18 protein-coding genes are annotated in these 26,406 nt (G+C 44.5%); 13 read left to right on the forward strand and 5 right to left on the reverse strand.

The window, feature by feature from the left end; genetic code table 11:
• Positions 1 to 36: 36 nt before the first annotated feature.
• Positions 37 to 1,515, reverse strand: coding sequence for a DUF4832 domain-containing protein (locus PLE34_RS14450; protein WP_324558091.1), 1,479 nt, complete (start codon positions 1,513 to 1,515; stop codon positions 37 to 39).
• Between the two features lie 128 nt (positions 1,516 to 1,643).
• On the reverse strand, positions 1,644 to 2,912 hold the full coding sequence (locus tag PLE34_RS14455) for a M14-type cytosolic carboxypeptidase (protein WP_324558093.1): 1,269 nt from the start codon (positions 2,910 to 2,912) through the stop codon (positions 1,644 to 1,646).
• A 229-nt stretch (positions 2,913 to 3,141) separates the two neighbouring features.
• Here PLE34_RS14455 and PLE34_RS14460 point away from each other — a divergent pair, with 229 nt between their 5' ends.
• Entirely contained in the window at positions 3,142 to 3,864 is a 723-nt protein-coding gene (locus PLE34_RS14460) for a PIG-L deacetylase family protein (protein WP_324558095.1), read from the forward strand.
• A 158-nt stretch (positions 3,865 to 4,022) separates the two neighbouring features.
• Here the strand turns inward: PLE34_RS14460 and PLE34_RS14465 are convergent, their stop codons facing one another.
• A complete protein-coding gene (locus PLE34_RS14465) occupies positions 4,023 to 4,895 on the reverse strand; it encodes an AraC family transcriptional regulator (protein WP_324558096.1) in 873 nt (290 codons plus the stop codon).
• A 417-nt stretch (positions 4,896 to 5,312) separates the two neighbouring features.
• Between PLE34_RS14465 and PLE34_RS14470 the strand changes: the two genes are divergently transcribed.
• From PLE34_RS14470 to PLE34_RS14525, 12 genes are all read left to right on the forward strand, one after another.
• Entirely contained in the window at positions 5,313 to 8,417 is a 3,105-nt protein-coding gene (locus tag PLE34_RS14470; protein ID WP_324558098.1) for a SusC/RagA family TonB-linked outer membrane protein, read from the forward strand.
• A 20-nt stretch (positions 8,418 to 8,437) separates the two neighbouring features.
• Positions 8,438 to 10,078, forward strand: a complete 1,641-nt coding sequence (locus tag PLE34_RS14475; protein WP_324558099.1) for a RagB/SusD family nutrient uptake outer membrane protein — start codon at positions 8,438 to 8,440, stop codon at positions 10,076 to 10,078.
• A 34-nt stretch (positions 10,079 to 10,112) separates the two neighbouring features.
• Positions 10,113 to 12,941 carry a hypothetical protein gene (locus PLE34_RS14480; RefSeq protein ID WP_324558100.1) on the forward strand — a complete coding sequence of 943 codons (2,829 nt, stop codon included), beginning with the start codon at positions 10,113 to 10,115 and terminating at the stop codon, positions 12,939 to 12,941.
• Between the two features lie 70 nt (positions 12,942 to 13,011).
• The gene (locus PLE34_RS14485) at positions 13,012 to 15,132 is read left to right on the forward strand and encodes a hypothetical protein (protein WP_324558102.1); all 2,121 of its coding nucleotides are present in this window, start codon (positions 13,012 to 13,014) and stop codon (positions 15,130 to 15,132) included.
• Between the two features lie 40 nt (positions 15,133 to 15,172).
• Positions 15,173 to 16,558, forward strand: a complete 1,386-nt coding sequence (locus PLE34_RS14490; protein ID WP_324558103.1) for a GH39 family glycosyl hydrolase — start codon at positions 15,173 to 15,175, stop codon at positions 16,556 to 16,558.
• 38 nt (positions 16,559 to 16,596) lie between these two features.
• Positions 16,597 to 17,457, forward strand: a complete 861-nt coding sequence (locus tag PLE34_RS14495) for an amidohydrolase family protein (protein WP_324558104.1) — start codon at positions 16,597 to 16,599, stop codon at positions 17,455 to 17,457.
• On the forward strand, positions 17,457 to 18,452 hold the full coding sequence (locus PLE34_RS14500) for a zinc-dependent alcohol dehydrogenase (protein ID WP_324558106.1): 996 nt from the start codon (positions 17,457 to 17,459) through the stop codon (positions 18,450 to 18,452). Before PLE34_RS14495 ends, PLE34_RS14500 begins: the two co-directional genes overlap by 1 nt.
• Before the next feature lie 20 nt (positions 18,453 to 18,472).
• Positions 18,473 to 19,624 (forward strand): mandelate racemase/muconate lactonizing enzyme family protein, encoded by a 1,152-nt coding sequence (locus tag PLE34_RS14505; RefSeq protein ID WP_324558107.1) that lies wholly within the window; start codon positions 18,473 to 18,475, stop codon positions 19,622 to 19,624.
• A gap of 75 nt (positions 19,625 to 19,699) precedes the next feature.
• Positions 19,700 to 20,380, forward strand: a complete 681-nt coding sequence (locus PLE34_RS14510; RefSeq protein WP_324558108.1) for an RraA family protein — start codon at positions 19,700 to 19,702, stop codon at positions 20,378 to 20,380.
• Positions 20,381 to 20,393: 13 nt separating this feature from the next.
• Entirely contained in the window at positions 20,394 to 21,101 is a 708-nt protein-coding gene (locus PLE34_RS14515) for a PIG-L deacetylase family protein (protein ID WP_324558109.1), read from the forward strand.
• A complete protein-coding gene (locus tag PLE34_RS14520; protein WP_324558111.1) occupies positions 21,098 to 21,883 on the forward strand; it encodes a hypothetical protein in 786 nt (261 codons plus the stop codon). Before PLE34_RS14515 ends, PLE34_RS14520 begins: the two co-directional genes overlap by 4 nt.
• A gap of 210 nt (positions 21,884 to 22,093) precedes the next feature.
• Complete coding sequence (locus PLE34_RS14525) at positions 22,094 to 23,698, forward strand: SLC5 family protein (RefSeq protein WP_324558112.1); 1,605 nt, start codon at positions 22,094 to 22,096, stop codon at positions 23,696 to 23,698.
• 32 nt (positions 23,699 to 23,730) lie between these two features.
• On the opposite strand, the gene PLE34_RS14530 is transcribed toward PLE34_RS14525, so the two are convergent.
• Both PLE34_RS14530 and PLE34_RS14535 read right to left on the reverse strand, forming a co-directional pair.
• Positions 23,731 to 25,905 carry a M56 family metallopeptidase gene (locus tag PLE34_RS14530; protein WP_324558114.1) on the reverse strand — a complete coding sequence of 725 codons (2,175 nt, stop codon included), beginning with the start codon at positions 25,903 to 25,905 and terminating at the stop codon, positions 23,731 to 23,733.
• A gap of 16 nt (positions 25,906 to 25,921) precedes the next feature.
• The gene (locus tag PLE34_RS14535; RefSeq protein ID WP_324558115.1) at positions 25,922 to 26,302 is read right to left on the reverse strand and encodes a BlaI/MecI/CopY family transcriptional regulator; all 381 of its coding nucleotides are present in this window, start codon (positions 26,300 to 26,302) and stop codon (positions 25,922 to 25,924) included.
• Positions 26,303 to 26,406 lie beyond the last annotated feature (104 nt).

A 26,406-nucleotide genomic window follows, 5' to 3' on the forward strand; every position in this document is an offset into this window, starting at 1 on the left:
ATTGCGCCTATGTGTTGAAAAAATATTTAAGTTAAGTTAGTTTATTACAATTTCTCCTATCTTATAAAATCCTCCCGGTAGTTTCCTGCTGTCTTTTATGGGCAGCTCAATAGCTTTGTTATGAAAGCCGCATTCGTCCCGTAGCCCTATAGCTATGTCGTAAACGCCGGGTTGCATGTTCTTATCTACCGTTAATGGGTGATGCTCGGCAATTATCTCTCCCGGCAGCCAGTTGCGGCAGTCAGATCCTGTCAGGTCTTGCACGAATCTTTTTCCGTTTTGCTTACTGATCAATGCCACAGATAAAATGAACTTATGATAGGCCGGCGCCACGCCGTGATTCTCCCAGGTAAGCCGCAAATAATTGCGCTCACTGTTTTTACGGAGGGTATCCGGCAGCATGGCGAATTTTGGAAAATACCAGTAGCCGGCAATATTTGTTATCTTTTTTGCGTACTCATAGTTTTCACTAAGCCATTCACGGGGATAATAATGAAACCCCACAAGCGAAGCATGCGTTTCGTATATGGCTTTCAGCAAGCCTTCACCATTGTTCCACATATTGCCTTTAACAACATCCCCGTAATGATCAGACTCAAGCACCACGGGGATCTTTTTATAGGTAGCAGAAAAAAGCTCAGGCGTACGAATGCACGCCGGTCCAAACCCGAGAGTTTTATACCATTGCACATTCCCGCTGTCATCTCTGAACCCAATGCCGTTTTTTAGTGCATAGTCGAATATAATATAATCCGAGCCGTCATCGGTATCCCGTTGTCCTATGGCGTCATCGCTGATGATAAGGGTGGTTTTTTTATACCAGCGTTTATACAGGTCAATATGCAGTTTCAGTATTTCTGCCGGAATATCCTTAAAGCCGGAATATGCGGTATGCGCTTCGCCCCAATCGCCCAGGCTGCCGATATCAATATATTCCACCCAGGGTTTGCCATCGTAGCGTTCCGAAAATGCTTTGTGAAAATTGTTCAACTTCTGTAAAAACACAGGGTTATCGTAATCCGGCGCCCATGCTTTTGTTTTAAGATCGGGGTGATTGATGAAGTTGCCTTTGGCGCCTGCAAGCCTCACCCATTCGGGAGTGGCGTATACAATATTCGTTTCTTTACAGGTAATGCGAAAGGAAACCGTATGCCCCCACTTTACCCATTTTTGAATAAGAGTATCTATCAATGTCCAGTTATAAACGCCTTCTTTAGGTTCGAGATAGCTCCATGCCAGCCTGAAATAAATATCATTCAGTCCCGGAAAGTCGGGCAGGGAATCGTGGGGCGCCAGGCGGTTTCCGTAGTTCGATATACTATTGCTGAAATAATGAACGCTCCATCCTTTGTGCGGGTTTGAACAAACTTTAGTACTGTCCCAATATCTTTCAAGATTAAAAAAAATGCGGTTTTTATAAGTGCCCATGCCTTTTTCGGGATCGGTGCCCAATGCCTGCGAAAATGCAAATGAATGGAACAGTAATGGGAATATAGAGAATATGATCTGCTTCATGCTAAGGTTTATGAATTTGATATGTGTTTCCTCATAAAAATTTCACGCGGCGTTTGCAGCGGGTCAGCGCACGCAATGTCATTTTCTTTGCGGTCTTTGCTCCTTTGCGTGAAATGTTCAAACATTTGTCATTTACTTTTTAAAAAATAATCTGTAATCCCCAGCGCGATACCTTTTCCGTAATTGTAATAATCGTCTATGGTGAGATATGCTTCATTTTTAATTCCTGATTGCGGTATTTCAAAAGTACCCGAAGGAATATGAAACTCCTTTGCCAGGCAATTGTTCAGCGATCCGGGAAATTCCATAGGAATGTATTCTACGGGCCAGTAGTTATTGAAATGTGGTGTAAGGTCAGCTAACATGCTTTCGGGCGTATGCAGCAGGTTCATTGAGCCCTGTTGTCCCTGGCTGTGAATATCGAGACCGAGGTCAATATGTCGCCCTGAATTTAGCCAGCCGCGTATCCATTCTTTTACACAAGCTACTTCCGGTTCAACAGGCAGATGAAGGGTATCGGTAAAATCATCGTCCCATTCCTGGTTCAGGTCTTCATAGTTGCCATTGAACCTTGTTATGCCATGAAAGATACCATCGGGATTCATCATCGGGATGATCTTATATACTGTCGTTTTTCTTGCAATAGCGGCATTTTCATCATCTGAGAGCAGGAAGTTAAGAAGTCCTGATACTACGTACCCGCCACAGTATTCACCGGGGTGTTGCAGTGTTGTAATAAACACTGTTTTCTTTTCAACATCAGAGATAGCTGTATCCGTAACCGTTAGTAAGTGAATGTTTCTGCCCTGTTGCGTTGTGCCTAAAGTTTCAATAGTTAAAAATGGTTTACCGGCAATGGAATCAATCAACGCCAATCCCTGGCTGTAAGAGAAGGGGTGCGCATAAGCCACCCACACGGAATCTGCTGCAAAGGTATTACGAAAAGTAAGCGAATGAAGTTTGTCATCATACCGAACATTGCTTATTCTCTGCCAGTTTTTCTGGTCATAGGAATAAACAGGCTGGGTGCCTTTGGTATAAATGAGGTGCGGACCACCTCTGTAAATACCCGCCAGACTATCAAGTTTAATAGTAATGTCTTTGCCAGCCACATTATTGAGCTTGAAATAAAACCAATAATACTGATTATCGCTGCTGCTCTTTTGTTTCCAGTGAATGGGCCAACCGGTGAGGAAATTCGGTTTTGATTCCCATAAAGTATCAATGCTGCCTGAATCAAAATCGCCGGTAACTGTTACGGGGGATGAGCTGGCAGTACGGCTGCTTTTCCCGGGGTTACAATCAATCCCACTCAATGCAGCAATAATCATTATGTAAAAAAGTACCCGTAACTCCATATCGCCAAATGTACAAGTAATGTAAAATCTTTTTTTCATCTATTTCAACTGTTCATTATCTTATTTTGTACAAAATAGGTTACTACTTTATCCAAATTGATTAACAGTTGATGTGTGAATGCATTTAATTTTATGGATCAACGCATAAGCAATACCAATGAGCAATTATTTTTTTTTAGCGGCCTCTGTTTTATTGTTTAGCTGTAGCAACGAACAAAAATCATCTTTAGAATCTACAGTAGAAAACAGCGCATCAGTCAAAACTATAATGGCAGTGTTTGCACATCCCGATGATGAGATTGACGTTAGCCCTTTACTTACCAAACTTGCATTGCAGGGGCATAAGGTGTATTTAACGATCGCTACCAATGGAGATATGGGTGTTCGCGATCACGCTAAAATTCCTGCAGGAGATTCGCTTGCCCGTGTGCGGGCGCGGGAAACAGAATGTACATGCAAAACACTGGGTATAAATCCGCCGATCATGCTTGGCTTGGGAGACGGCAAATTGACCAATCGTAATGCGCTTTCCATTTTAAGAAAAAGATTAGACAGTATTATTACGATCTATAAGCCGGATATCGTTATCACCTGGGGAGCAGAGGGCGGCTCGGGCCATCCTGATCACAGGATGGTTGGGGCGGTGGTTACTGAAATTTTCCAGTCAGGGCAGTCATCCCATTTTGGAAAATTATTTTATACTGCGATACCAACCGAACACTGGAGAGATGAGCCACCGTATAAGTCAGAAATATCAATGGATTATCACCGGGGTTATAAATCAGTAGAGAAAAAGTACTTGCCTATACGGATATGGTGCAGCGAACAGGAAAACAAAATTGCCAGGGATGCCATGCGCTGCAACACATCTCAGTATCCGCCTGAAGAATTAGACGATAATGAACTTTGGATGAGGAATATGAATAAGGATACCGTTTATTTAAGACCTTACACGAACGCGGGATATATAAGTGATGATATTTTTAAGTAAGAGAGATGTATCCGGTGTGGTAATACTTTTTTGGGAAGACCTGAATCTCCGGAGAACATAATAGTGTACAAACATAATTACTTCATACAGCAGCGGGTATTGACTTTTGAACCAGGTTTGTTGGAATAACATTGTATTTAAATAATTTTACATGGTAGTTATACCGGTTGATACAAAGACACCTTCTGATAGTTCATGCGGTAAGTTTTGGGCTGGCAGTCTTTGAATTTTTTAAACTGCCTGTAGAAAAAAGGAATGCTTTCAAATCCGGAAGCATAACATATTTCACTTATTTGCTTATCGGTTTCAATAAGTAGTTTACAGGCCCTGTTGATTTTGTATTCATTTAAAAATTCAAAGAAGGGCTTTTTCATGGTTTTACTGAAATACCGGGAGAAATATTCTTCACTCATGTTTAGCTTTGATGCGATATCGGCAAGGGAAACCTGCTCCTGGTAATGCGTTTGAATATAATTGTAAACGGCGTTGATGCGTGTTTTGTCGGTATCATTCAGGTCACCGGTAAATTCCTGTTCACATAAAAACCTGAACGCGGAGTTATGGGCCAGATCCTGCAATATCTGCAGCAGTATCATCAGCTTATCAAATGGCGACGCGTTAAGGAGGTTGAAGAATTTTTGCTTTAATGCCATAACTACCCCGTTGTCAACCTTAATACCCTTGTTCATTGATACGGCTAAATTCCGGATGGATTCAAATTCTATGCTTTGCATCCATGATTTATCAAAAAATTCTTCTTTCAGATAAATAACAATAGCGGTTACGGGCTGTTCCTGGTCTGCAGTAGTATTCCAGGTGTGCGGTAAGTTAGAGCCCAGCAAAACAAGCTCCTCCTCGTAAAAATTTTCAATAGAATTACCTACGTATCTTACTCCTTTACCGCTCAGGATAAAGGCCAGCTCCAGTTCCGAATGATAGTGCCAAGGATAGTAAAACTCTTTAGTGTTTTTTTGAAATTCTACTTTGAATAACTTTGATTCGGACGGTATGGGCTTATAGTGCGGTTTCATTTTTTAAATATATAGTAATTTGTATTATTTTTTTATTATTTAACATATTGTACGACAAAATAGGACAGTAAATGCGCAAAATAAGATAATAACCCGCTTTGCCTGGATGCCTGCACGTATAATGCAATGGTATCTGATGTGTTTTATTCTACCTTTTATATCATAATAATATAATGACTATACCGCTCATATAGCATATCCTTTTACTTCATTATTATCATTGCATGAATATACGGTTGTGCGCCATGACGAGAAAAGGGAAAACGGCAACCTGGCTTCAAAAGAAACACAAGATAGGATACGGAATAAGCAAGATGGTGTAATAATACTGTTTGCTCAACAAATATTTTTGTAACATAGAACCGGTACACTTTAGAACCGGATGCTGTTTTAAGCTAAATACACAAAATAATTGCTATGAAATTAAAATCATTACCATTCCCCGCTTCAGGAAAAACAGTTCTTATGCTGTTTGTTGCTCTCCTTCTAGGAAGAGCTGTTATTGCGCAAACCGGTTTTACGCTTACAGGTAAAATTACAGATGGTGAAACTGCTTTGGCAGATGTATCTGTTATCATTCAGGAAACACAACAGGGTACCACCACAAATGAAGCTGGTGTGTTTACCTTAAATGTTTCGAGCGGACAAACGCTTGTTATTTCCCATACAGGGTATGAAACACAAACAAGAAAAGTGGGTAACCAAAACCAGCTCACTATTGTTTTGAAGGCATCGGCAGGCAATGTGCTGGACGATGTGGTAATAGTAGGGTATGGAACGCAAAGGAAAACGTCTTTAACTGCGGCGGTATCCACTATGAAAGGGAAAGAAATCGCTTCTGTGCCTATTGCCAATTTAAGTAATGGCTTAGGCGGAAGAGTGTCTGGCGTTATTGTAAAGCAGGGTTCAGGCGAACCGGGATACGACGGTTCCAATATTTACATCAGGGGCGTGTCTTCCACAGGAGCCAACCAGCCGCTGCTGATTGTTGACGGTATTCCAAGATCGTTTCAACACCTGGATCCTAATGCAATAGAAACATTTACGGTGTTAAAAGATGCCGCTGCTGTAGCGCCTTACGGTGTTGCGGGAGCTAATGGTGTAATACTGGTTACTACCAAAAAAGGTAAGACCGGCGCGCCATCGCTTACCTATAACGGTTATGTAGGGTTTCAGAACCCCGTGGTATTGCCCGATTTTGTAAATTCATTCCAGTATGCTACATTAAGAAATGCGGCCGCTGCCAATGAAGGGTTACCTGCAGCCTATACTGCGGAAGAATTGCAAAAATTCCAGGACGGCTCTGACCCAGACGCATACCCGACACATAACGATATATGGGGTACCATCACCAATAAAAATGCATTAATAACACAGCACAATGTTGAGATTTCAGGCGGTTCGGAAAGAGTAAAGTATTACGCGGCGCTCGGCTATATGCACCAGGACGGTATGTGGAAGTCTTCCGGTATAACCAATACACGCCGTTTTAATCTTACTTTGAACCTGGATGCCCAGGTAACGTCCACTACTTCGGTTTCGTTTAACCTGAACGGACGCAATCAAAACAGCAACTTCCCCGCTGTATCTACCGGTCGTATTTTTGAGCTGGTCGGCTACCTGCACCCGTTATACGGGCCTTTATATTTCAGCAACGGTATGCCGGGAACATTCCTTACCGGAAGCCTTTTCAACAGCGGATACGATAAGTACAATATCAACGCGCTGTATTCGCAACTATCCGTTGAGCAGAAAATACCTTTTGTTCCGGGCTTAAAATTAAGGGGAACCATCGCATACGATCCTACGTACACATCACGTAAATTATGGACCCTGCCTGTGCACAAAGCAAGCCTTGATAAGTCGCAAACGCCTTATGTTATCAATGATGGTATCTGGGGGCAAACCAAGCCTTCACTCAGCCAAAACATAGATTTTGCAACACAGCTCACCTATCAGGCCGGGTTTAACTACGACGGCTCTTTTGGAAAACATAATATAGGGGTGCTGGGCTTGTTTGAAGCGAAAGCCAATGATCTGGCAAGCCTCGCTGCATCAAGAAGGAATTTTAATTTAACCATTGATGAAATTAATATGGGTAGCTCCAGCGCATCCGACATGTCTACAGGCGGCGCTTCCAGCACTGCAAGGCAGGCGGGCCTGGTATACAGGGTTGCTTATAACTATGCGCAGAAATACCTGGTGGAAGCAAGCGGTCGCTATGACGGAAGCTATTATTTCGCTCCGGACAAACGTTGGGGTTTCTTCCCTGCCTTTTCTGTGGGCTGGCGCTTATCAGAAGAAAACTTTTTGAAGAATAAGTTCAACTGGCTCGACAACCTGAAAGTAAGAGCTTCTTATGGTGAAGTAGGGGCTCTTGCCGGTAGTCCTTTCCAGTATATGAGCACCTATGACGTATTGGGCACTAATTACATTTTGGGCGGCAATGCCGTTCAGGGAATCCGCGAAAGAGCAGAGCCTAACCCCGCTATTACATGGGAGCGGGCCAAAAAAACAGATATCGGCCTGGAAGCCAACTTATGGCAGGGGTTATTGAATTTTGAAATAGATTATTTCTATGAAAAAAGATCCAACATGCTACTTACGCCTGATGTGATTGTGCCTGCTGAATATGGGGTTGGACTTAGCCAGGTAAATGCGGGTATAATGGAAAACCGTGGTTTTGATTTTACGATCAGTTCGGTATATGATTTTTCCAGGGATCTGCAGGTATCATTGGGCGCTAATATGACTTACGCCAGAAACAAAATGCTACAGATTTTTGAAGGTCCCACCACTTATAATAACCCTAACCGGCGGCTAACCGGCAGACCTTTAGGAACGCAATTCGGATATCATGCCTTAGGATATTTCCAGGCAGACGATTTTGATGGCAGCGGCGCTTTAAAGCCGGGAATAGCCACACAACCCTGGGGAGCAGTACAACCGGGCGATATCAGGTATGAAGATCTTAATAAAGATGGCCAGATCAATAATGATGATCTAACCGTAATTGGCGATCCAACAGCAGTTCCGGGAATTATCTATGGGTTTTCTCCGGGAGTGAAATATAAGGGCTTTGCATTGGATCTGCTGTTCCAGGGTACGGCTAAAACCAATTGGTATTATCACGGCTCTTCTATCATGCCTTTCTGGGAAACCATGCTTCCTTATGTTCAGAATTTTGACTACTGGACCCCGGAAAATACCAATGCTAAATTTCCACGTTTAACGTCTTCGCCAACAGTAAATAATGAGCAACGATCCTCTTTCTGGATGGGTAGTTCCAGTTACCTTCGGTTGAAGAGCGCTACGCTTTCTTATACTATTCCATCGGCTGTTATGAGCCGTATTAAAATTCAGAGCGCCAGGATTTATGTGTCCGGACAAAATATTCTTACCTGGACAAAACTGATGAACTACGATCCGGAAGTTGGTCCCAACAATTCATGGATACCCAATGGTACCTGGGGCTATCCTAATCAGAAAGCACTCTCAATAGGAGCTAATATTACCTTTTAATGAGCAAAAAATATTTAAGTATGAACAAGCAACTCTTTAAGATATCATTGGGCGCAATCATTATGATGCTGGCCTCATTTTCCTTCACCTCCTGCAAGAAATTCCTGGAGGTAACGCCCAAGCAACAGGTTTCAGATGCCACACTCTGGACAAGTTCCGAAAATGCGGATCTGTTTCTTAATAATATCTATGCGTCCATACCCTCTATGGCAACAGATGATCCCTGGGATAATTATTCCGACAATTCATTGAATGGTCAGGCCGGCCGTGTAAGCACCAATGTTTACGGACCTGGTCTTTATATTCCCAGCAATACGCCCAGCAAATGGAATCAGTATACCAATATCCGGAAATGTAATTTATTTATAGAAAGAGCAACAGCTTCCGATTTGCCTGAAAGCTGGAAAAAAGTAAGACTGGCGGAAGCGCGTTTTCTGCGGGCGTATTTTTATTCTTTGTTATGGACCTATTATGGCGGAGTGCCCATTATTACCGATGTGCTTAATTTAACGGAGCAGGGTGATGCGGTTTTCAGGGCACGCAATACTTCTGAAGAAACGGCTGATTTTATTATTTCAGAATGTGCTGCAATAGCGCCTGATTTGCCAATAAATGCAGAATCGGGAAGAGCCACGCGCGGCGCCGCGCTTACTTTACAGGGAAGCACCGAATTGTTTAATGCAGGGGCACTGAAAAACCCGAACAATGATTTATCGCGTTGGGAAAAAGCTGCTACTACTTTTCAAAAAGTAATTGACTTAAATAAATACAGCCTGTTTTCGGATTACGGTACACTTTTCTATGAAGAGAATAATAATAACGTGGAAGTAATATTCAGCCGGCAGCATTTGGGCGGCACTTCTTTAGCTAATTATGTAGGACAGATAGGGCCGCGTTTTGTAAATGGCTCATTAACCGGCTGGGGGCATTTAGATCCCACACAGGATATAGTAGATGAATACGCGATGGCCAACGGATTACCCATTACCGATCCTGCATCGGGTTATGATCCGCAGAACCCTTATGCTAACCGGGAAAAAAGGTTTTATGAGTCTATAGTATACGACGAATCGGAATGGCTGGGTGCTACCATGATCATGAAACAGGGCGTGGGCAGCCTGAATGCCACCGATCTGAATAACAGCAGCATATCAACCAGAACAGGCTATTATGTTCGCAAAATGGTAAATCCAAAATATGCCGGCGCGCAGGATAATGGCAACAGCGCGAACTTTATCATCTTCCGCTATGCAGAAGTGCTGCTGAGCTATGCCGAAGCCAGAAATGAGGCCACCGGCCCCGACCAGTCGGTGTATGATGCAATAAATGAAGTGCGGGATCGCTCTGATTTGCCAGACTTAACGCCGGGTTTGAACCAGGCAGATATGCGTAAGGCCATTCTTCGTGAAAGAAGGGTGGAGCTGGCTTTTGAGGATAAAAGACTACCCGACCTGTTGCGCTCAAGACTTGCAGAAGTTAAGCTCAACGGAACAGTGCATGCTATTAAGATTGATATTGTTGGAGGAAACACGGTGTATACGGTAGTGCCTGCAGGTGGTGGTGCAAAAGCTTTTGATCCTGCAAAAAATTATCTTTTACCCATTCCGCAGTCTGCCATTGATGTAAATCCGCAACTTGAGCAAAATCCAAATTATCAATAGTTATCTTTAAGGAATAAGATTAAGGCGAAGCATCATGACAGGTATAAAACAGTTAACCACTATTGTATTGGGGTTGGGAATGAGTGTATATTTTACCTCATCCGTTGTTGCACAAACAAAACCAGCCGGCACGGAAAGTGTTAAGCTGAAACTATCTTTTGGCCATACGGCGCATTCCCGTACAGCCCGTACGGTACAGTTGATCAGTGGTTCTGCCGGTCTTACCATTTCCGCACTTTCGGGTAAGGGAATTGAAAAGAATGATAAGGTGGCAACCCTGTCTGTGCTTAATTGCGGTGCAGGCGATACCGATGAACTGATCGCGGATATAAATTGGACAAAACCTTCTGCTCCGCTAAGGAAATTAGCGGGGTGGAAGGATGGTTATGCAGTGGATGACGATGCCATGTGGGGATACCTTATGATAAATGGTTCGCCGGGGCAGGCAGCGCGTTTAAAAGATGATCCCTGGAATAAACCTGATGCACCTTTACTTACTGTTCAGTTAGACAGGGAAGGTGCACAGGGTTTTACTATAGGATTAGAACAACTCATCAGGCATGGCGCCATGTGGCTTCCCGAACAAGATGTGTTTATTACATTGGCTGATAAGCCGGTTGATTTTAAAACGCATATTGCTTCGTTGCAGGGACAGCGCATACTCGATGCCGTTGCAGAACAGCCCGACGCGTCATTGGAAACATTCAATAAGCTGTGGCCTGATTTTGGCAGCCCGCTGCAATGGGATGCTTCCTGGCAAACCCGGTGGATGGGCACCACAGGGCACCTTACCGTAACGGCTGCGGCTCACGGGTCTGTTTATAAGTTTGCTGTTGACCGGTGGGGTAATGTTCGCCCGGACTTTGCTTCTCCGCATAAGTTCAGGCTTGACCTGAATTGGGCAGAGAGTGCGTGGAAGCGGCAGCAAATAGAGAATGGTTTGCCCATCATCATCACCAACCTTGAAAAGAATGGTCAGGTAGCTGCTATAGAGCAATTTGCCGCGCCGCTTGTTGATTTGCATACTACCATACGCGGTTATATACCCAGTGTAATGTTTACCAAGGTAAGCATTTCGGGGAGTGCTGGTTCGTTCAGCTTTGGTGTTTCCCTGCATAATGAATTAAAGGATCATGAGGTTGAAGCCATACCAATACAGGACAACTGGGCCATTGCCGATAAACAAACCGGTAATATTTTTTTATTGCTGGAAACAGGAAAGGGCATTACGGTTAAAGCAGGCGATGCCATAGCAAACAAAAACGGGCAGCAAATTGAATTAACCATTTCCGGTGATCTTTCAGCAGGAGAAACGAAAACGTTTGTAGCAAAACTGCCTTCACCTGCTATTGCTTCATCCGAAACAACAAGATTAAATAATCTCGGCTTTGCCGCAGCAAAGAAAAATATAACGGACTATTGGGAAGACTGGATCAGTGAAGGTGCTCATTTTGAAGTGCCTGAAACAGCGGTGAACCAATTGTTCCGAGCCAATATCTGGCATTCCCTTATTTTGCCCCGTCACACGTTGGATATAGATGGAAAAGAACATATGGATCTGCCTTATGCCAATACAGCATACGGACAAAGAAATGCAGATTGGCCCATTAACCAGGCAGTATACGTAGATTATATGATCTATGGTTTGCGCGGGTACGATAAGGTTGCGCAGGATGAGTATGCGGCGATGTTTAAAAGTCAGCAGCAGAAAGATGGAAGAATAGGCGGCTTTGCCAACTGGGGTGTGTATTCGCCCGGGCAACTCTATGCCATTGCTCAAAACTTTTTGTTGTCTGGTAACAGGAAGCAGTTTGAACAGCTCCTTCCGAATGCTCTGAAAACCTTAGACTGGTGCCTGGCACAGGTGGCTAAATCAAATGAAGGAGCCAATAAAACAGGACTGATCCTGGCGCCGCTCAATGACCTGACCAATGCCGAAAGAGAGTGGGCCTTTAACCAGGCATACTATGTTGGCGGATTAGAAGTATTTGCGAAAGCCTTATCTGCGTTTAACCATCCCCGTGCTGAAGAAGTACGAAACGTAGCATCGAAAATGAAAGCAGATGTGGTGAAAGAATTTGCCCGCGGCAGTGTAAAATCGCCGGTTGTGCAATTAGAAGACGGTACCTGGATCAACTATGTTCCAACCGATGCTATGACGCCCCGGCGCATAATGGATCAGTGGTATCCAACCGATGTTGATACTGGTCCGCTTCATCTTACAAGGCTGGGCGTTATTGATGCGCGCAACTGGCTTACAACCGCTATGCTGCACGATCATGAAGACAACCTGTTCTTTAAAAACCAGGGCGCTGCCAATGAGCCGGTATATGTGCAGCAGGCTACGGCTTATTTGTTAAGAGATGAGCCCAAAGCGGTTATCCGTGCGTTTTACAGTTTGATGGCTTGTGGATTCTCTCATGAACAGTTTACTCCATTGGAACATCGCTGGGCGTGGGGTCAATACTATGGTCCACCAAGCACAGATGGAGCCTGGTTCGAAATTTACAGAAGAATGCTTGTTAATGAACCGGGAGAAGATACGCTGATGATTGGTCAGGCCATACCGCGGAACTGGTTAACGAATGGCAAAAAAATTGAAGTGAAGAACGCGCCAACGTATTTTGGAAAAGTATCTTTCACAATTAACGGGGTAAATAACAACAATGAAATAAAGGCGGAAATTGATGTGCCTGATCGTAATCCGCCCAAACAATTATTGGTAAGGTTCCGGCATCCGGAGGGCAGGGTCATCAAATCGGTAATGGTGAACGGGAAACGCTGGAAAAATTTTGATGTAAAAAAAGAGTATATCAGCATACCCGCACCCACGGGAAAATATGTTATCTCAGCCGGGTATTAAAGCAATTTAATTTTATTAATTGGTGCGTTATTTAGCGATATAATTAATTATCTGTTTACCAGTACTTCACATGGATAGAAGAAGCTTTTTGAAGTTTACCTCTGCTGGTTCTGTAGGCATAACAACAGAACAATGGTGGAGCGAAGATGGAAATGCTGTCAGAGCCGCACAGGCTTATGATAAAGCTTCTGATGTGATGATTGATCCGATTGTTCCGGTAAGGTTTTTTACCAACCGAAAGGATAAGATGCTTCAGCAATTGATAGAGCTTAAGAAAGTTTATGGCTTAAAAAGATTTCTTCTTGTTGCCCCAATGGAGGATATAAGATTAACCGGTTATCCCGGCCGGGAAGTATATCAGCAAATTGGAAGTACAATACTTGAGGTTAAACAGGCGCTTGGTCCGTATGACATTAGTATTGGCTGGTGGTGCGCTCCTTCTATCCGTTCGGGTTATAACAGCCGGTTCGGGTATATAACCGACCTCAGCGGGTATGTTTCAGATAATACGCCCTGTCCGCTCGACCCGGTATTCAGGGATGAATTTAGTGGTAATGTTGCCTTGGTTGTAAATATTGCCAGGCCGTTTGCCGTTCAGTTTGAGGATGATTTTGAGCTGAGCTGGCAGCCCGGGCCGAAACCTCCCTACATAAACTTCGGCTGTTTCTGCCCGCTCCACCTGGCGGAATTTTCTGAACGGCAGAAACGGGTGTTTAAAAGAGAGGAACTACTGGAATTATTTAAAAAGAACAATGATGAGACGATTGCGCTCCGGCGCAGTTGGGCCGAATTAAGCCGGGACAGTCTGGCTGGATTTGCAAAGCTGGTAAGAGAGAAGGTAGATAAAGTGGCGCCTGAAACAAGAATTTCCCTTTGCCAGGCCGGGGTTTCCGATTTTGATGGAGACTTTACCGAAGCCGTTACACGGGCTTTTGCCGGAAACACCCGGCCAATGGTTAGGCTCTATGGATCAAGTTATTCATCAGATGAGCCGGTTTCATTACCCGGGAGCATTTTTCATGCATTATACAGCCGGCAACACCTCCCTGCAGATTTCGAATGTTTGCATGAATCCGATACCTATCCTCATACGCGTTTTTTTATGTCGGCCGCTAAATTGCGAAGTTTTATGACAGCGGCATTCGCGTATGGGTTCAACGATTCCTTACTCTATGCAACCCAGTACTTAGATAATTTGCTGGAAGAACGCGGTTACCTGGAAATGTTTAAAAAAGAGGTAAAACGTTTTTCAAAGATCAAAGAAGAAGTGGTGAATGCACCGCTGGCCGGATGTGAGATACTGCATCTTCCCTTTGCTCATACAGCAGTGCCATACAGGGGTGGAACGCCGGGTGCTCCCCAAAATCCCTGGATCAACGTTTTGGGAAGATTTGGAATACCATACACTTCAAAGAATGGAAAAGTTAAAGTGGTATCGGGCGCCTCTTTAAAAATTATGAGCGATGAGGAAATTAAAGCCCTGTTGCATGCTGCTGTTTTATTAGATGGTTACGCCGCTTATATACTTTCACAAAAGGGATATGGGAAATTTATCGGGGCAGAGGTTGAGCCTGGCAAAGACCCTAACTTTTGTTTTGAAGGCATAAGAAACATCAGCAGGCATAAGAACTTAAAAGGGGAATTAATATACAATCTCATTTTTTTCCCGGGGAGTAGTAGTGAAGGAGGAGTTTTTTATGAAATGACTCCCGATCCTAAAGCAGAAATCATTACAGATTTTTTAGATCCGGAAGAGAAACCTGTAATACCGGGCTTTATCCGGTTCGAAAATGAATGGGGCGGCAGGGTAGCTATTACAGCTTTTGACTTACATCAAAACAAGTCTTCCGCTGTTTTTAACTATAAGAAAAAAGAATTGCTGCGGGAAACTATTGAATGGTTAGGGAATGAATCATTGCCCGTATTTGTTAATGATCATCCCAATGTTTTTTGCATCTGTAATAAAAGCGTTTCAGACAAATACTTAATTGTTACGGCAATTAACTTAAGTTCAGATGAAGCTGATTCACTATCCATTGATGTGCCAGCGGGATGGGAAAATGCTTTTGTGTTTCAATTACAGTCTAAAGGGAATTGGGCGCCGTTATCTGCAAAGCGATCCGGAAGAACAATAACGTTTAGCGCTGCTTTAAAGTTAATGGAGCCTGTAGTTCTTAAAGTAAAATTATAATAGCATTCAATTTTTACCAGCACTATCAATATAAAATATCATGCTGAAAATAAGATCATTGCTTTTATCCGTATACATTTTTGCCGGTGTTCAGGTATGTGCTCAAACTACTAATGTAAAAGTTGAATTTGGTAAAGAATTAGGCCCAATGAAAATGGAGCAAATGGCACTCGGGCAGGGCGGCTTATCGGAAGAGCCTATGCTGGCCGGCCGGGTAACGGAAATAAGAGCCTTGCATCCGGCTGTTATAAGGCTGTTTGTTAGTGAGTATTATGATGTGCTCCCCGAAAAGGGCAAATATCATTTTACCACCCTCGACAGTATGGTGGCCAACATTTTGCAAACCGGCGCCAAACCTTTTATGAGCTTTTGTTTGAAGCCGAAATTATTTTTTCCGGTAATAGACCAGGATATTGTTGAGCCCAATGATTATGAAGCATGGGAGCAGTTCGTGCATGATGTAGTAAAGCATTACCTCGATAAGGGTACGGGTATCACCTATTGGGAAGTAGGCAATGAAGTAGATATTGGCGAAGACGGCGGTACCCCTTACCGGTTCAAGCCCGAAAGTTATGCGCGGTATTATAAGCATACCGTGGCTGCTATTCTTCGTGCCGACCCCAATGCGAAAGTTGGAGGACCGGCGCTGGCATATTATAAATCGCCCATCCTGCCAGAGCTGCTCCGCGTTTGTTCTGCTGAAAAGATACCATTGCATTTTGTTTCTTTTCATAATTACAATAATAGCCCAACAGCCATTCGCGGGCAAATAGAGTATGTAAAAAACCTGCTCGGCCAGTATCCCGGTTTAAAAGCCGAAACCATCATGAATGAATGGAATATGGACCTGTTCAATCCTCCGCTTGACCCCAGGTTTCAGCCCTGCTATGTGGCCGAAACCATCTGGCAAATGAAGGATGTGGGATTAGACTGGTCGTGTTATTACCAGATCCGCGACTGGTATGTGTCGTATGAAACATTCTTCCGGATACACTCCCCGGAGGGCACAGCATTTATGACGCGGTGGTGGAACAGGCAGGCGCAATTCAGCGGACTGATTGATTATCAAAACCAGCTAAGACCTGCATACTATACGTTCAAATTGTTATCGAGGATGGCGGGCAATAAATTAGCCGTTACTTCCTCAAACGATAAAGTACATGGTTTTGCAACGCATGATCCTAAGCTGCGAATGCATAATATGATGCTTTGGAATTTCTCGGATCAGCCGGTAACTGTAAAGCTAAGCCTGAACGACCTTCCGAAAGAGATGCGGGTTCGTCATATTGTATTAGACGCAAGCGGATCTGGTTTGGAAGAAAATCAGCGGCTGCGTCCCGACCCTTTTGTTCAGATCAAAAAAGGCACACAATCGTTAACCTTAAAATTAGAGCCCTGGGCTGTTCATTACTGGTCGCTTGAATAACAGCTTTATCTGTAAATTGATTATATTGAAATTGGTTTATGATAGTAGATATCCATACACATGTTTTTGATGCCGGGCTGCACTTTGGACCAAAGCTCAACGCTGATCTGGTGCGGTGCAGGGTGGATCCTTCGGTATGGGGTAATGTAGAAGAAAGGCACTTAGAAACTACGAAGGCGGCCGATGTGGCTATTGTATTTGGCTTGCAGGCATCGGAAACAGGCTGGAATATTCCCAATGAAATGGTAGCCGCGCATGTGGCAAAAGCGCCCAACAGGTTATTGTTTTTTGCTTCCATTGATCCTGCACTGCCAAACTATATGGAAGCGCTGGAAAAATGCCACCGGGAGTTGGGGGCGGTGGGCGTTAAGCTGGCCCCGCTTTATCAGAATGTGCATCCGCAGGATCCAAGATATTATGATATATACCGGTATTGTGTGCAGCACGGGTTGCCTGTGCTTTTTCATGCAGGAACCTCCTTCGTTAGCGGCACGCGGCTCGATTATTCGCGCCCGGTTCATTTTGATGCGGTAGCGGTTGACTTTCCCGACTTAAAGATGGTGCTCGCTCATCTGGGGCATCCCTGGGAAGGCGAAACGATTGCGGTCATCCGCAGGCACGCTAATGTGTATGCCGATATATCGGCCTTATACTACCGGCCCTGGCAGTTTTACAATTCCATGCGGTTGCTGGTGGAGTATGGTGCGCAGCATAAAGTGCTGTTCGGTTCCGATTTTCCATTCACCACCACGGGCGATTCTTTAGAAAGGGTAAGGAACCTTAATGATATTATTGCCCAAAGCGGACTGCCTGTGGTGCCATCTGAAATTATTGAAGAAATTATTCATCGCCATACCTTAGCATTGCTTGATCTTCCAAACCCAACCCTATCAAAATAATGGCAGATCCATTTTCATACATGAAGTCGTTGCAGCTACAGGGCCTTAACAGGTTGGTGAAGACGGATGTTCCTGTTCCGGTTCCACGGGCAGATGAAGTGCTGATTAAAACGAAAGCAGCAACCATTTGCACTTCGGATTTACATGATATTAAAACCAATGCATTCGGAATAAAATATCCCCGTGTAATGGGGCATGAAGGCGCCGGCATTATTTTTGCCTGCGGATCGGACGTAAAGGATTATGCACCGGGAACACGTGTGGCCGCCCATCCTGTTGTGCCCTGCATGACTTGCTCCGAATGCATGAGGGGATTGGAACATCTTTGTTCGCGCATGAGCCATCTGGGTATTGACCGTGATGGCTGCTTCGCGGAGTATTTTGTTCAGCGTGCAGACCGGGTGCGGGCTATACCGGATAATATATCCTTTCCTTTGGGCGCGCTTTTAGAGCCGGTGGCCGTATGCTTAGAAGCCATATCCAGGTCGAATGATATAAAAGGGAAAACGGTTCTTGTAGCAGGCGACGGACCCTTTGGAAATATTATTGCACGCCTGGCCAACAGGGCAGGAGCAGCCCGTGTGCTGGTTTCGGGCCGCGAACCCTTCCGGCTTCAAATGATTCCGGGGGTAGAAATAGCAGATACCATACCTGTAAAATCTGTTGATGTGGCGATATTGGCGGTGAGTGCTTCCAGTGCAGTTGAAACCTGTTTGCAGGCGCTTCGGCCCCGCGGGCGACTGGTTGTTTTCAGTACTGTTCAGGAGCGGATTTCGTTAAGCCTTTTTAATATTCATGTTTCGGAATTAGAGATTGTTGGCGCATGCAATGATGAAAATAAAATTGATGAGTCACTCCAATGCCTGGGCGAAGAAGGACTGGCGCTGGAAGATATTATTACGCATCATATTCCTTTTAACCGTTGGGAAGAGGCATTTGATTTGGCCCGTAACGGCCACAACAGGGCATTGAAAGTTGCCCTGGTATTTGATTAATGAAGTTTTTAAAAGTACGTATGAAAATTACCAATGTAGAAGCATTTATCCTTCAGTCGCCATTCGAAATCACTAACCCGGCGGGAAGTGATGAGGCAAGGGGTGTAAAGCATTGTTTCCTGCTGAAGGTGAGCACAGACGAAGGTATTACAGGCTGGTCGGATGTGGAAACTTCGCCGCATGTTGGTGAAGCGGTGGTAAATGCGCCCGAAAGCGGATCAGGGGTGTTTGAAGGATTGCGTGCATTGGTAATTGGTGAAGATCCTTTTGATGTGGAGCGGCTGTGGGATAAAATTTACAGGGGTACTATTTATTTTGGAAGAAGGGGAGTTGCTATGCAGGTGCTATCGGGTTTTGATATTGCGTGTCATGATATCATGGGCAAGGCAATTGGCCGTCCGGTTTATAAAATACTGGGTGGCGCAAGACGAGATAAGATTAGGGCCTATGCTTCCACGCTCTTTCGCCCAACTGCCGATGCTATGAAGCAGGCCTGTGCATTTTATATGCAACGTGGCTTTACTGCGGTTAAATTTGGGTGGGGCGTGTTCGGGCAAAACCCTAAGCAGGATATAAAATTAGTGGCAGCGGCAAGAGAAGCGCTGGGACCGGATATTGAATTGATGATTGATCCCGGGTGGATGGTGAACAGGAGTGCCTATGATGCTATTGAGCTGTGCCGTGCGCTGGAACCCTATAATATTTTCTGGCTCGAAGATTTCCTGCACCCTGAATCATACGATGGCTATGGAAAAGTAAAAGCTGCGGGGGTTAAAACGCGACTGGCGGCGGGAGAACAGGAAGCTACTGCATGGGGTTTCAGGGAACTGATACATCGCGGTGGAATTGACGTTGTACAGCCCGATCTTTCCCGTTGCGGAGGGTTTACCCAGGCAAGAAAAATTATATGGGAAGCAGAACATGCAGGGGTGGATGTTTGTCCGCATGCGTGGCTTACGGATCTGTTAACAGCGGCGAGCCTTCACCTGAACGCTGTGCTGCCCAGGTCTTTATTCCTGGAATATAATGTGAGTGATAATCCTATGCTACGGGAAGTTATTCAAAACCCTGTTCAAATGGATGCGGAGGGATATATCCCGGTTCCGCAGGGTGCGGGACTGGGTATTGAAATAAATGAAGAAGCGCTAAAACATTTTTGTATAAATCTGTAATCAATTAAACCGGGATGCTTAAAAATATTGCGGCATTTTATAAACCCTGAAACAGCTCATCAAATATATTTTAACATGGAAACAAAAACCAAACTTTACACCGACGAAGAGAAATTTAAATGGATAAAAGAAAACCTGTATGTAGCTATTGTTTGCGATGTGCTGGATATCCTGGGATACAGGAGCCAGGCCATGCATCAGCGCTTAAGACCACTTGATGCGGAAAACAGCACGATGGTTGGCCGGGCAAGGACCTATCGCTGGATGGAAACGGATTATATTGAAGATGATCCGTATAGTTTGGAGATCGAAGCAGTAGATTCGCTGAAAAAAGGAGATGTGGTGATACACTCTACAGACTACGCAGGAACCAATGCACCATGGGGTGAATTAATGAGCACTATCGCCAAACGCAATGGAGCGGTGGGTTGTATTTGCGACAGCATGATCCGCGATTGCAAAAAAATTATTGACATGAAGTTCCCTGTTTTCTATGGCGGTATCCGCCCGTTGGATAGTTTGGGGCGGGGACGCGTGATGGCGTATGATGTGCCCATACGTTGCGGTGAGGTAGTGGTTAATCCGGGTGAGCTCATATTCTCCGACTTTGATGGTATCGTAGTAGTTCCCCGCGAAGTTGAAGATAAAGTGCTTGAAATGGCTTATGAAAAGGTATTCCGGGAAGACCAGTCGAGAATAGATTTACTGAATGGCGATTCGCTGAGAGCGGTATACGACCGTTATGGCGTACTCTAATCAATAATCATATATGAATATCCTTTGTGTAGTTGCTCATCCCGATGATACGGAAATCCTTTGCGCAGGTACGCTTATCCGTTATTCGAAAGAAGGACACCAGGTTACCATAGCTGTATTTACAGACGGTAGTATGGGTGATGCGGTAATAGCTCCTGCCAAGCTGGGAAAGATAAGGGAAGCGGAAACCCGCGCGGCAGCGGCTGTTATTGGTGCAAAGGTAATTTGGGGCGGCGTGATGGATGAGCATGTTTTTCCGGACCGCGGGCAGCGGGTGATCATGATTGATATACTGAGGGAAGCCGATCCGGATATTATTTTTACCCACTCGCCCAATGATTACCATCCCGATCACCGGTATGTGGGTCAATTGGTTTTTGACGCGTATTTTCAAAAGGGGCTTCCGCATATTCCCGGTCAGCAAATGCCAGCCTGCCGGTTTGGACAGGCACAGCTTTACTACATGGATAATCTTGGTGGAATTGGTTTTCAGCCAACGGAATATGTAGATATTTCCGGGGTGTTCGATATAAAAAAGCAAATGCTGGAATGTCATAAAAGCCAGTTTGAAGCCATGCGCGATTTGGCCGGTACTAATTTGACCGATATGATTGAAGTGCAGGCGCGGTTCAGGGGAATGGCAGCAGGTTGCCGTTACGCGGAAGGATTTACCCGGTTAGATGCATTTCAAAGAGGACTAACAAGCCGGGTTTTACCATGACTATTACTTTTGTAAAATGGCATGACTGGGATGCTGTACAATGCACAGCAGGTCAATATGAATTAATAGCAGGTATATCGGCGGGGCCAAGGATACTTTCGGTTAGCCATGAGGGTGGTAAGAACCTGTTATACGAAGATGATACGGATTTCCGGGTGGGCGAATGGCGCATATATGGCGGGCACCGGTTTACCACAGCACCCGAAAGTGCTGACAGCTATTACCCGGATAATGATCCCTGTGATGTTACAATTAATGATTCAAAGTTGCAGATATCAGCTAAACAAAAATCAAACGGCACCAGGCTTTCTATGGTAATCAGTAACACATCCGGGGAAGAAGGATTTGAGATACAGCATATACTTGAAAATAATGGAAAAGAGGAGTGGTCAGGCGCGCTGTGGGCCATTACCTGCGTTCCCCGTTCAGCTCAGTTGCTTGCTTCCTGCGCTACTGAGAATATACATTTCTGGCCGGGAACCGATCCGGCCCAATGGCAGCGGGTAAACAACCAGATGACGGTAAAGCAGGGAGGTTTCAGGGGGAAAGCCGGCTGGCATAACGGGCATCCTTTGCTTACTGCCGTTCAGCAACAGGGAACATTGGTCATTAGCAGCCCCGGTTTATCCATTCCTGAAGCATGCGTTGACAACGGATGCAATACAGAAGTATTTGTTTGCAAAGATTTCATGGAGTTGGAAACATTAAGCGAAAGAATATGGGTTGCACCGGGTGAATCTGCTGTTCATATGCAACGCTGGCGATTGCAGGCGTTGTTATGACTAATGGAAGTAACAAATGTACGGTTGATTTTAATGGACATATTTTTTGTTAAAAGTGAGAGGAGAGAAGTGAAAGTTTTTTTCACTTTTTGTAGCCAGCTTTAACAAAAAAGGGATTATATAGCACTATGTTTTCCTATGACCTTATTGTGCCTGTGTGTTGAAGATAACAAGCACTTGGAAATATTTAAATGACTTATCAGTATTCTTATGGATAATTTTCATCTTTCGCTGGCAGATATACTGATCATTGTTGGAGAAACATTGCTGGTGGTTATTATTGGGTTAATGGCAGCCAGGAAGGTGAAACGAACTACCGAAGGGTACTTCCTTGCCTCAGGAAATATGCCGTGGTACCTCATTGGAGCCGCGTTTGTATCTACCTCTGTATCGAGCGAACAGATTGTAGGCACCATTGGTGCTACTTACAAAGGGGGGCTGGCAATTGCCAACTGGGAATGGTGGGCATTGCCTACTTATTTATTGATGATGATCTTTTTTATTCCCATGTATTTGCGGAATAAAATAATGACGGTGCCCGATTTGTTAAACCGGCGTTTTGGGCCGGCATGCGGCGCCATTTATAGTTTTGTGATACTGATCGGTTATATTTTTGTTTTTCTTCCTCCTGTGATATATGGTGGCAGCATTACGCTCAGTGAATTAACCGGGTGGAACCAGGGATATGTAATGGCAGGCATTGTGCTGGTAACTGCGAGCTATACCTTATTAGGCGGATTAAGTTCTGTAATGTGGACGGATGCCATTCAGTGTGTGATGCTGATAGGGGGAGGGGTGATATTTTACTTCGTGGCATTGGATAAAATTCCAGGCGGCTGGGATGCGATGGTTGCCGCGGCGCCCGAACGTTTTCATCTTTACCAGCCACCGTCCGATCCCGAAGCGCCATTTGCCGGGCTTATCCTGGCATCATTTGGTGTTTTTTTATTTTACCAGTCTTCTAACCAGGTGATGATCCAGCGCATTCTTTCGGCCCGCAGTACCTGGGATGGAATGATGGGCCTTATTTTTTCAGGCTTTATTAATATTATCCGGCCGTTGGTAACCTGCCTGCTGGGTTTAATTGTATATCATTGGTTAGATATTATGCAACAGGGACCTTCCTTATTGCCCGATAGCCAGGACCGTGCATTTCCCTTAGCGCTGGAACTTTTTGCTCCGTCGGGATTGAAAGGCGTTATACTGGCCGGCTTTTTTGCGGCGGTAATGTCTACCGTAAGTGCGCTCTCCAATTCAATTGCCACTATTTTTTCTTTGGATGTATACAAAAAATTCATCCGTAAAAATGCCAAAGACAGGGAACTGATCATTACCGGGCAGGTTTCGGGAGGCGCGGCATTATTAATATCTTCCCTGGTTGCCCCTTTGGTAGGCAGTGTCGGGCTGTTCAAATATTTTCAAACCGGCGTTACCTATATGGCCACTCCGTTTATATCTGTTCTGCTAATGGGTATTTTTTGGAAAAGGACCAGTTATGCCGGGGCAATTGCAGGTTTGATCGGGGGTGTTGTTATCCAGGTAGTGCTTGCTCTTGGTTTATTGGCGGCAGATATACAGCTCCATTGGTTATACGTTGGGGCTATTGCCCAGGCGCTGACCATGTTGCTGATTATGATCGTTTCACTGAATACCGCGCCACCAACAAATGAACAGGTAAGGCCTTTTTTATGGCGTATATCCTGGATCCGTACGCTGGAAGAAGGTGCAAAAAAAAGACCCTGGTGGCAAAGTATTAAACTATGGCTAACATTGTATGCCCTGGCCTGGTGCTATATTTACTGGCGATTTTGGTAAACGGGAAGCAATTTATTTCCTCAGTTCATTTTTTATAGCGAAATCACCATCCTTTGCTTGCGTGCTGCGTTCATTATGGGGTGATCAGCCGCTCCGGCACTTATGGTTTTGTTATCCTGTGGTGGCGCAGGGGTAAATGCTGATGCGTTCCTGTTGGAAGCCATGCTGTTCGTTCTTCTTTCTCTTTCTGCCTTTTTTGAGTGTAAGGCTAGCGAAGTGTTTTGCTGGAGGTTCTTCACCGTGGCCGGATGAAGCGGGGCATTATTGTCAATATGTACGATAAATTCATATACAACCTCTTCATTTTCACCGACTTTATTTTTTTCTTTTACCTGTCTGAACCATATCTCTTTCTGTTTTTCGGCCAGTTCCGCAGAAGCTTTCCTTAAACTGTCGAGCTTTACCTTTTCTTCAGCAAACGCCTTTTTTATATCCGGCATTTTTTCTGCTAATGGATGGAGCAATAAAAGTATGTTGTTACGGGTTGTACTACGATCTTTACGGGCCTCTCCGGCGGCTTTATTTTTATGGATTTCGCTATTGAGCTGCTCCCTGTTTTTAATGATGTTCTCCAGTTGAAACTGTTCTTTATGCAGTTCCTTATCTATCAACAAGCTTAATTGTTCTCCGTTCAGTAAAGGGTTGTTGCTTTTTATTCGAACATCTTCTATAAGCTTAATAAGATCATTGATTGATATTATGCGGTGCGCTTGTGCCTTCAGGATATCCTCACCTGTATTTTCCCATCCCATCGCTTTATGCTCGGTATAGGTATTAAAGAGTTCATGCTGCAGGTTAAAGCTGAAATCATAATTGCCAAAAACGTCAGCAGGTGATCCCTGGACCATAAAAGGATCCGGCGCCAGGCTTACATCATTGTTCTCATTGAATAGGGGTTGCGGTGCCGGAGGTGCGGGTGGATGCGGTATTTCCCGCGCTTCAACGGGAGCAGAGGGCACAACAGGATGGGCAATGCGCGAAGGAAGCACGGGGGTATTTGCAGTAACAGCTTGTTTGGTTGTAGCACGCGATGATGTTCCGGGTATATTTTTATCTTTCGCCGGAAGTGTTGTGGTTCGCGTTGCTTTATGCTCAGCTATAACCGGGGCGATGGTTATCAATAGCTCTGTTGCCCTGGTATCATCATCATTATAAATGGCTTCGGAGAAGCTGAATGTGTTATTCCCGGGAGAAGGAGATAGCCACGCCACCGATATCATCATCAGGCTCATTAATACAAGTGCCAGCAATCTTTGCCCGTAATTGAAATTTGTTGTGCTTACATTCATTATTCTTTTTACCCGCCCAAGCAGTTGGTGACTGTTTTTTCCCGTAGCGGCCATGGCCAGGGGTTGTATACCCACTCTCAGTTGCTCAAGCGACAGCAGCGCGGTGGCATAGCTGTGCGGATCGAAGCGATGCTGCAGTACAAAATCATCACAGCAATGTTCTCTTTCTTTTTTTAATGATTTGCCCAGCAGGTGAACAAACGGATTAAAAAAGAGCAGGGTTTCAATTACCGATGCAATAATATTGATAAGATAGTCATTGCGTTTAATATGCGCCAGCTCGTGCAACAGGATAGATTCAGCCTGTTGAACTGTGAGGTGATTAAAGGCCGCCACCGGAAGCAGGATTACCGGTTTAAAAAAATTTAAAGTGGCAGGAACGCTGATATACCGGCTGAGATAGATGTGTACTTTTTTAGCAATGCCAATTTTTTGCGCATAGTTGTTTACCAGGTTTACCCATTGCGTGTCTGGTTTCAGTAATCCCTTTGTTTGTAATTGCTTTGAATACAGGTAGGCTCTTATCAGTTTTACAGATAATAATAACAACACAATAAGATAAGCGGCTGAAATATAGGGCAGATATTGATTGGCAAAACTTGTCAGCCCGTTTTGAGAAAACAGGGCACCCGGGAAATAAGTTATGGTTGTTGCCGTATTTGCATGCGCAGTCAGTCCGGATAAATATTCGCCCAGCTTAATGGCTTTACTGTATTTATCTGCCAGGGTTATACTGAACCATCCAAATGAACCCAGCAGCAATACAGCAGCAATGAAATGCTTATGTGAAGGAGAGATTTTGCGATGCAAATTACATATTGCCTGGTAAATCAGCCACAGCAGGGCCGATTGCCAGATGCTGGCGGCTATTGTCCACCCCAGGGCAATTAAAAATGGCGATTGGTATATGGCAGTCATTGGAGCGCTTTTAAAATTACTTTTTAAGCGAGTTCAGGAGTTTCTGGATTTCTTCCAGTTCATCGCGACTGGCTTTGTGGTTACCTAAGGCCTGCATTACCAATTGGGCAGGGGAACCCGAAAAGAGATTGTTTATCATTTTGCCTACAAAATGTTTCTGTGTCTTTTCGCGGCTTACCGCCGGCTGGTAAATATGGGTTTTGGAAGCATCATTTCTGCTTACCAAACCTTTTTCATGCATGATCTGCATGAGCTTCAGGGTAGTAGTATATCCCACGTCTTTGCTCACCGACAAAATTTCATGCACTTCCCTTACTGTTGCATTCTCCTTTTCCCATAGTACCTGCAGTATCTCCAGTTCGCTTTCAGTAGGTCTTACTGTTTTTTGTTGTGCCATGTATACGATTTTTTTCGTATCGAATATACGAGTTCATTCGTAACTAAACAAACGATCCCGCACTTTTTACGAAAAATTTAGATAACGGGAGACAGCAGTAATTG

Source organism: Agriterribacter sp. (assembly GCF_035445465.1).
Lineage (GTDB): Bacteria > Bacteroidota > Bacteroidia > Chitinophagales > Chitinophagaceae > Agriterribacter.

Coding starts and splice junctions, on each gene's coding strand:
- PLE34_RS14535 (WP_324558115.1), bottom strand. CDS start 26,302: ATGGCACAACAAAAAACAGTAAGACCTACTGAAAGCGAACTGGAGATA.
- PLE34_RS14455 (WP_324558093.1), bottom strand. CDS start 2,912: ATGAAAAAAAGATTTTACATTACTTGTACATTTGGCGATATGGAGTTA.
- PLE34_RS14475 (WP_324558099.1), top strand. CDS start 8,438: ATGAACAAGCAACTCTTTAAGATATCATTGGGCGCAATCATTATGATG.
- PLE34_RS14515 (WP_324558109.1), top strand. CDS start 20,394: ATGAATATCCTTTGTGTAGTTGCTCATCCCGATGATACGGAAATCCTT.
- PLE34_RS14510 (WP_324558108.1), top strand. CDS start 19,700: ATGGAAACAAAAACCAAACTTTACACCGACGAAGAGAAATTTAAATGG.
- PLE34_RS14465 (WP_324558096.1), bottom strand. CDS start 4,895: ATGAAACCGCACTATAAGCCCATACCGTCCGAATCAAAGTTATTCAAA.
- PLE34_RS14490 (WP_324558103.1), top strand. CDS start 15,173: ATGCTGAAAATAAGATCATTGCTTTTATCCGTATACATTTTTGCCGGT.
- PLE34_RS14450 (WP_324558091.1), bottom strand. CDS start 1,515: ATGAAGCAGATCATATTCTCTATATTCCCATTACTGTTCCATTCATTT.
- PLE34_RS14460 (WP_324558095.1), top strand. CDS start 3,142: ATGGCAGTGTTTGCACATCCCGATGATGAGATTGACGTTAGCCCTTTA.
- PLE34_RS14495 (WP_324558104.1), top strand. CDS start 16,597: ATGATAGTAGATATCCATACACATGTTTTTGATGCCGGGCTGCACTTT.
- PLE34_RS14470 (WP_324558098.1), top strand. CDS start 5,313: ATGAAATTAAAATCATTACCATTCCCCGCTTCAGGAAAAACAGTTCTT.
- PLE34_RS14505 (WP_324558107.1), top strand. CDS start 18,473: ATGAAAATTACCAATGTAGAAGCATTTATCCTTCAGTCGCCATTCGAA.
- PLE34_RS14520 (WP_324558111.1), top strand. CDS start 21,098: ATGACTATTACTTTTGTAAAATGGCATGACTGGGATGCTGTACAATGC.
- PLE34_RS14480 (WP_324558100.1), top strand. CDS start 10,113: ATGACAGGTATAAAACAGTTAACCACTATTGTATTGGGGTTGGGAATG.
- PLE34_RS14525 (WP_324558112.1), top strand. CDS start 22,094: ATGGATAATTTTCATCTTTCGCTGGCAGATATACTGATCATTGTTGGA.
- PLE34_RS14500 (WP_324558106.1), top strand. CDS start 17,457: ATGGCAGATCCATTTTCATACATGAAGTCGTTGCAGCTACAGGGCCTT.
- PLE34_RS14485 (WP_324558102.1), top strand. CDS start 13,012: ATGGATAGAAGAAGCTTTTTGAAGTTTACCTCTGCTGGTTCTGTAGGC.
- PLE34_RS14530 (WP_324558114.1), bottom strand. CDS start 25,905: ATGACTGCCATATACCAATCGCCATTTTTAATTGCCCTGGGGTGGACA.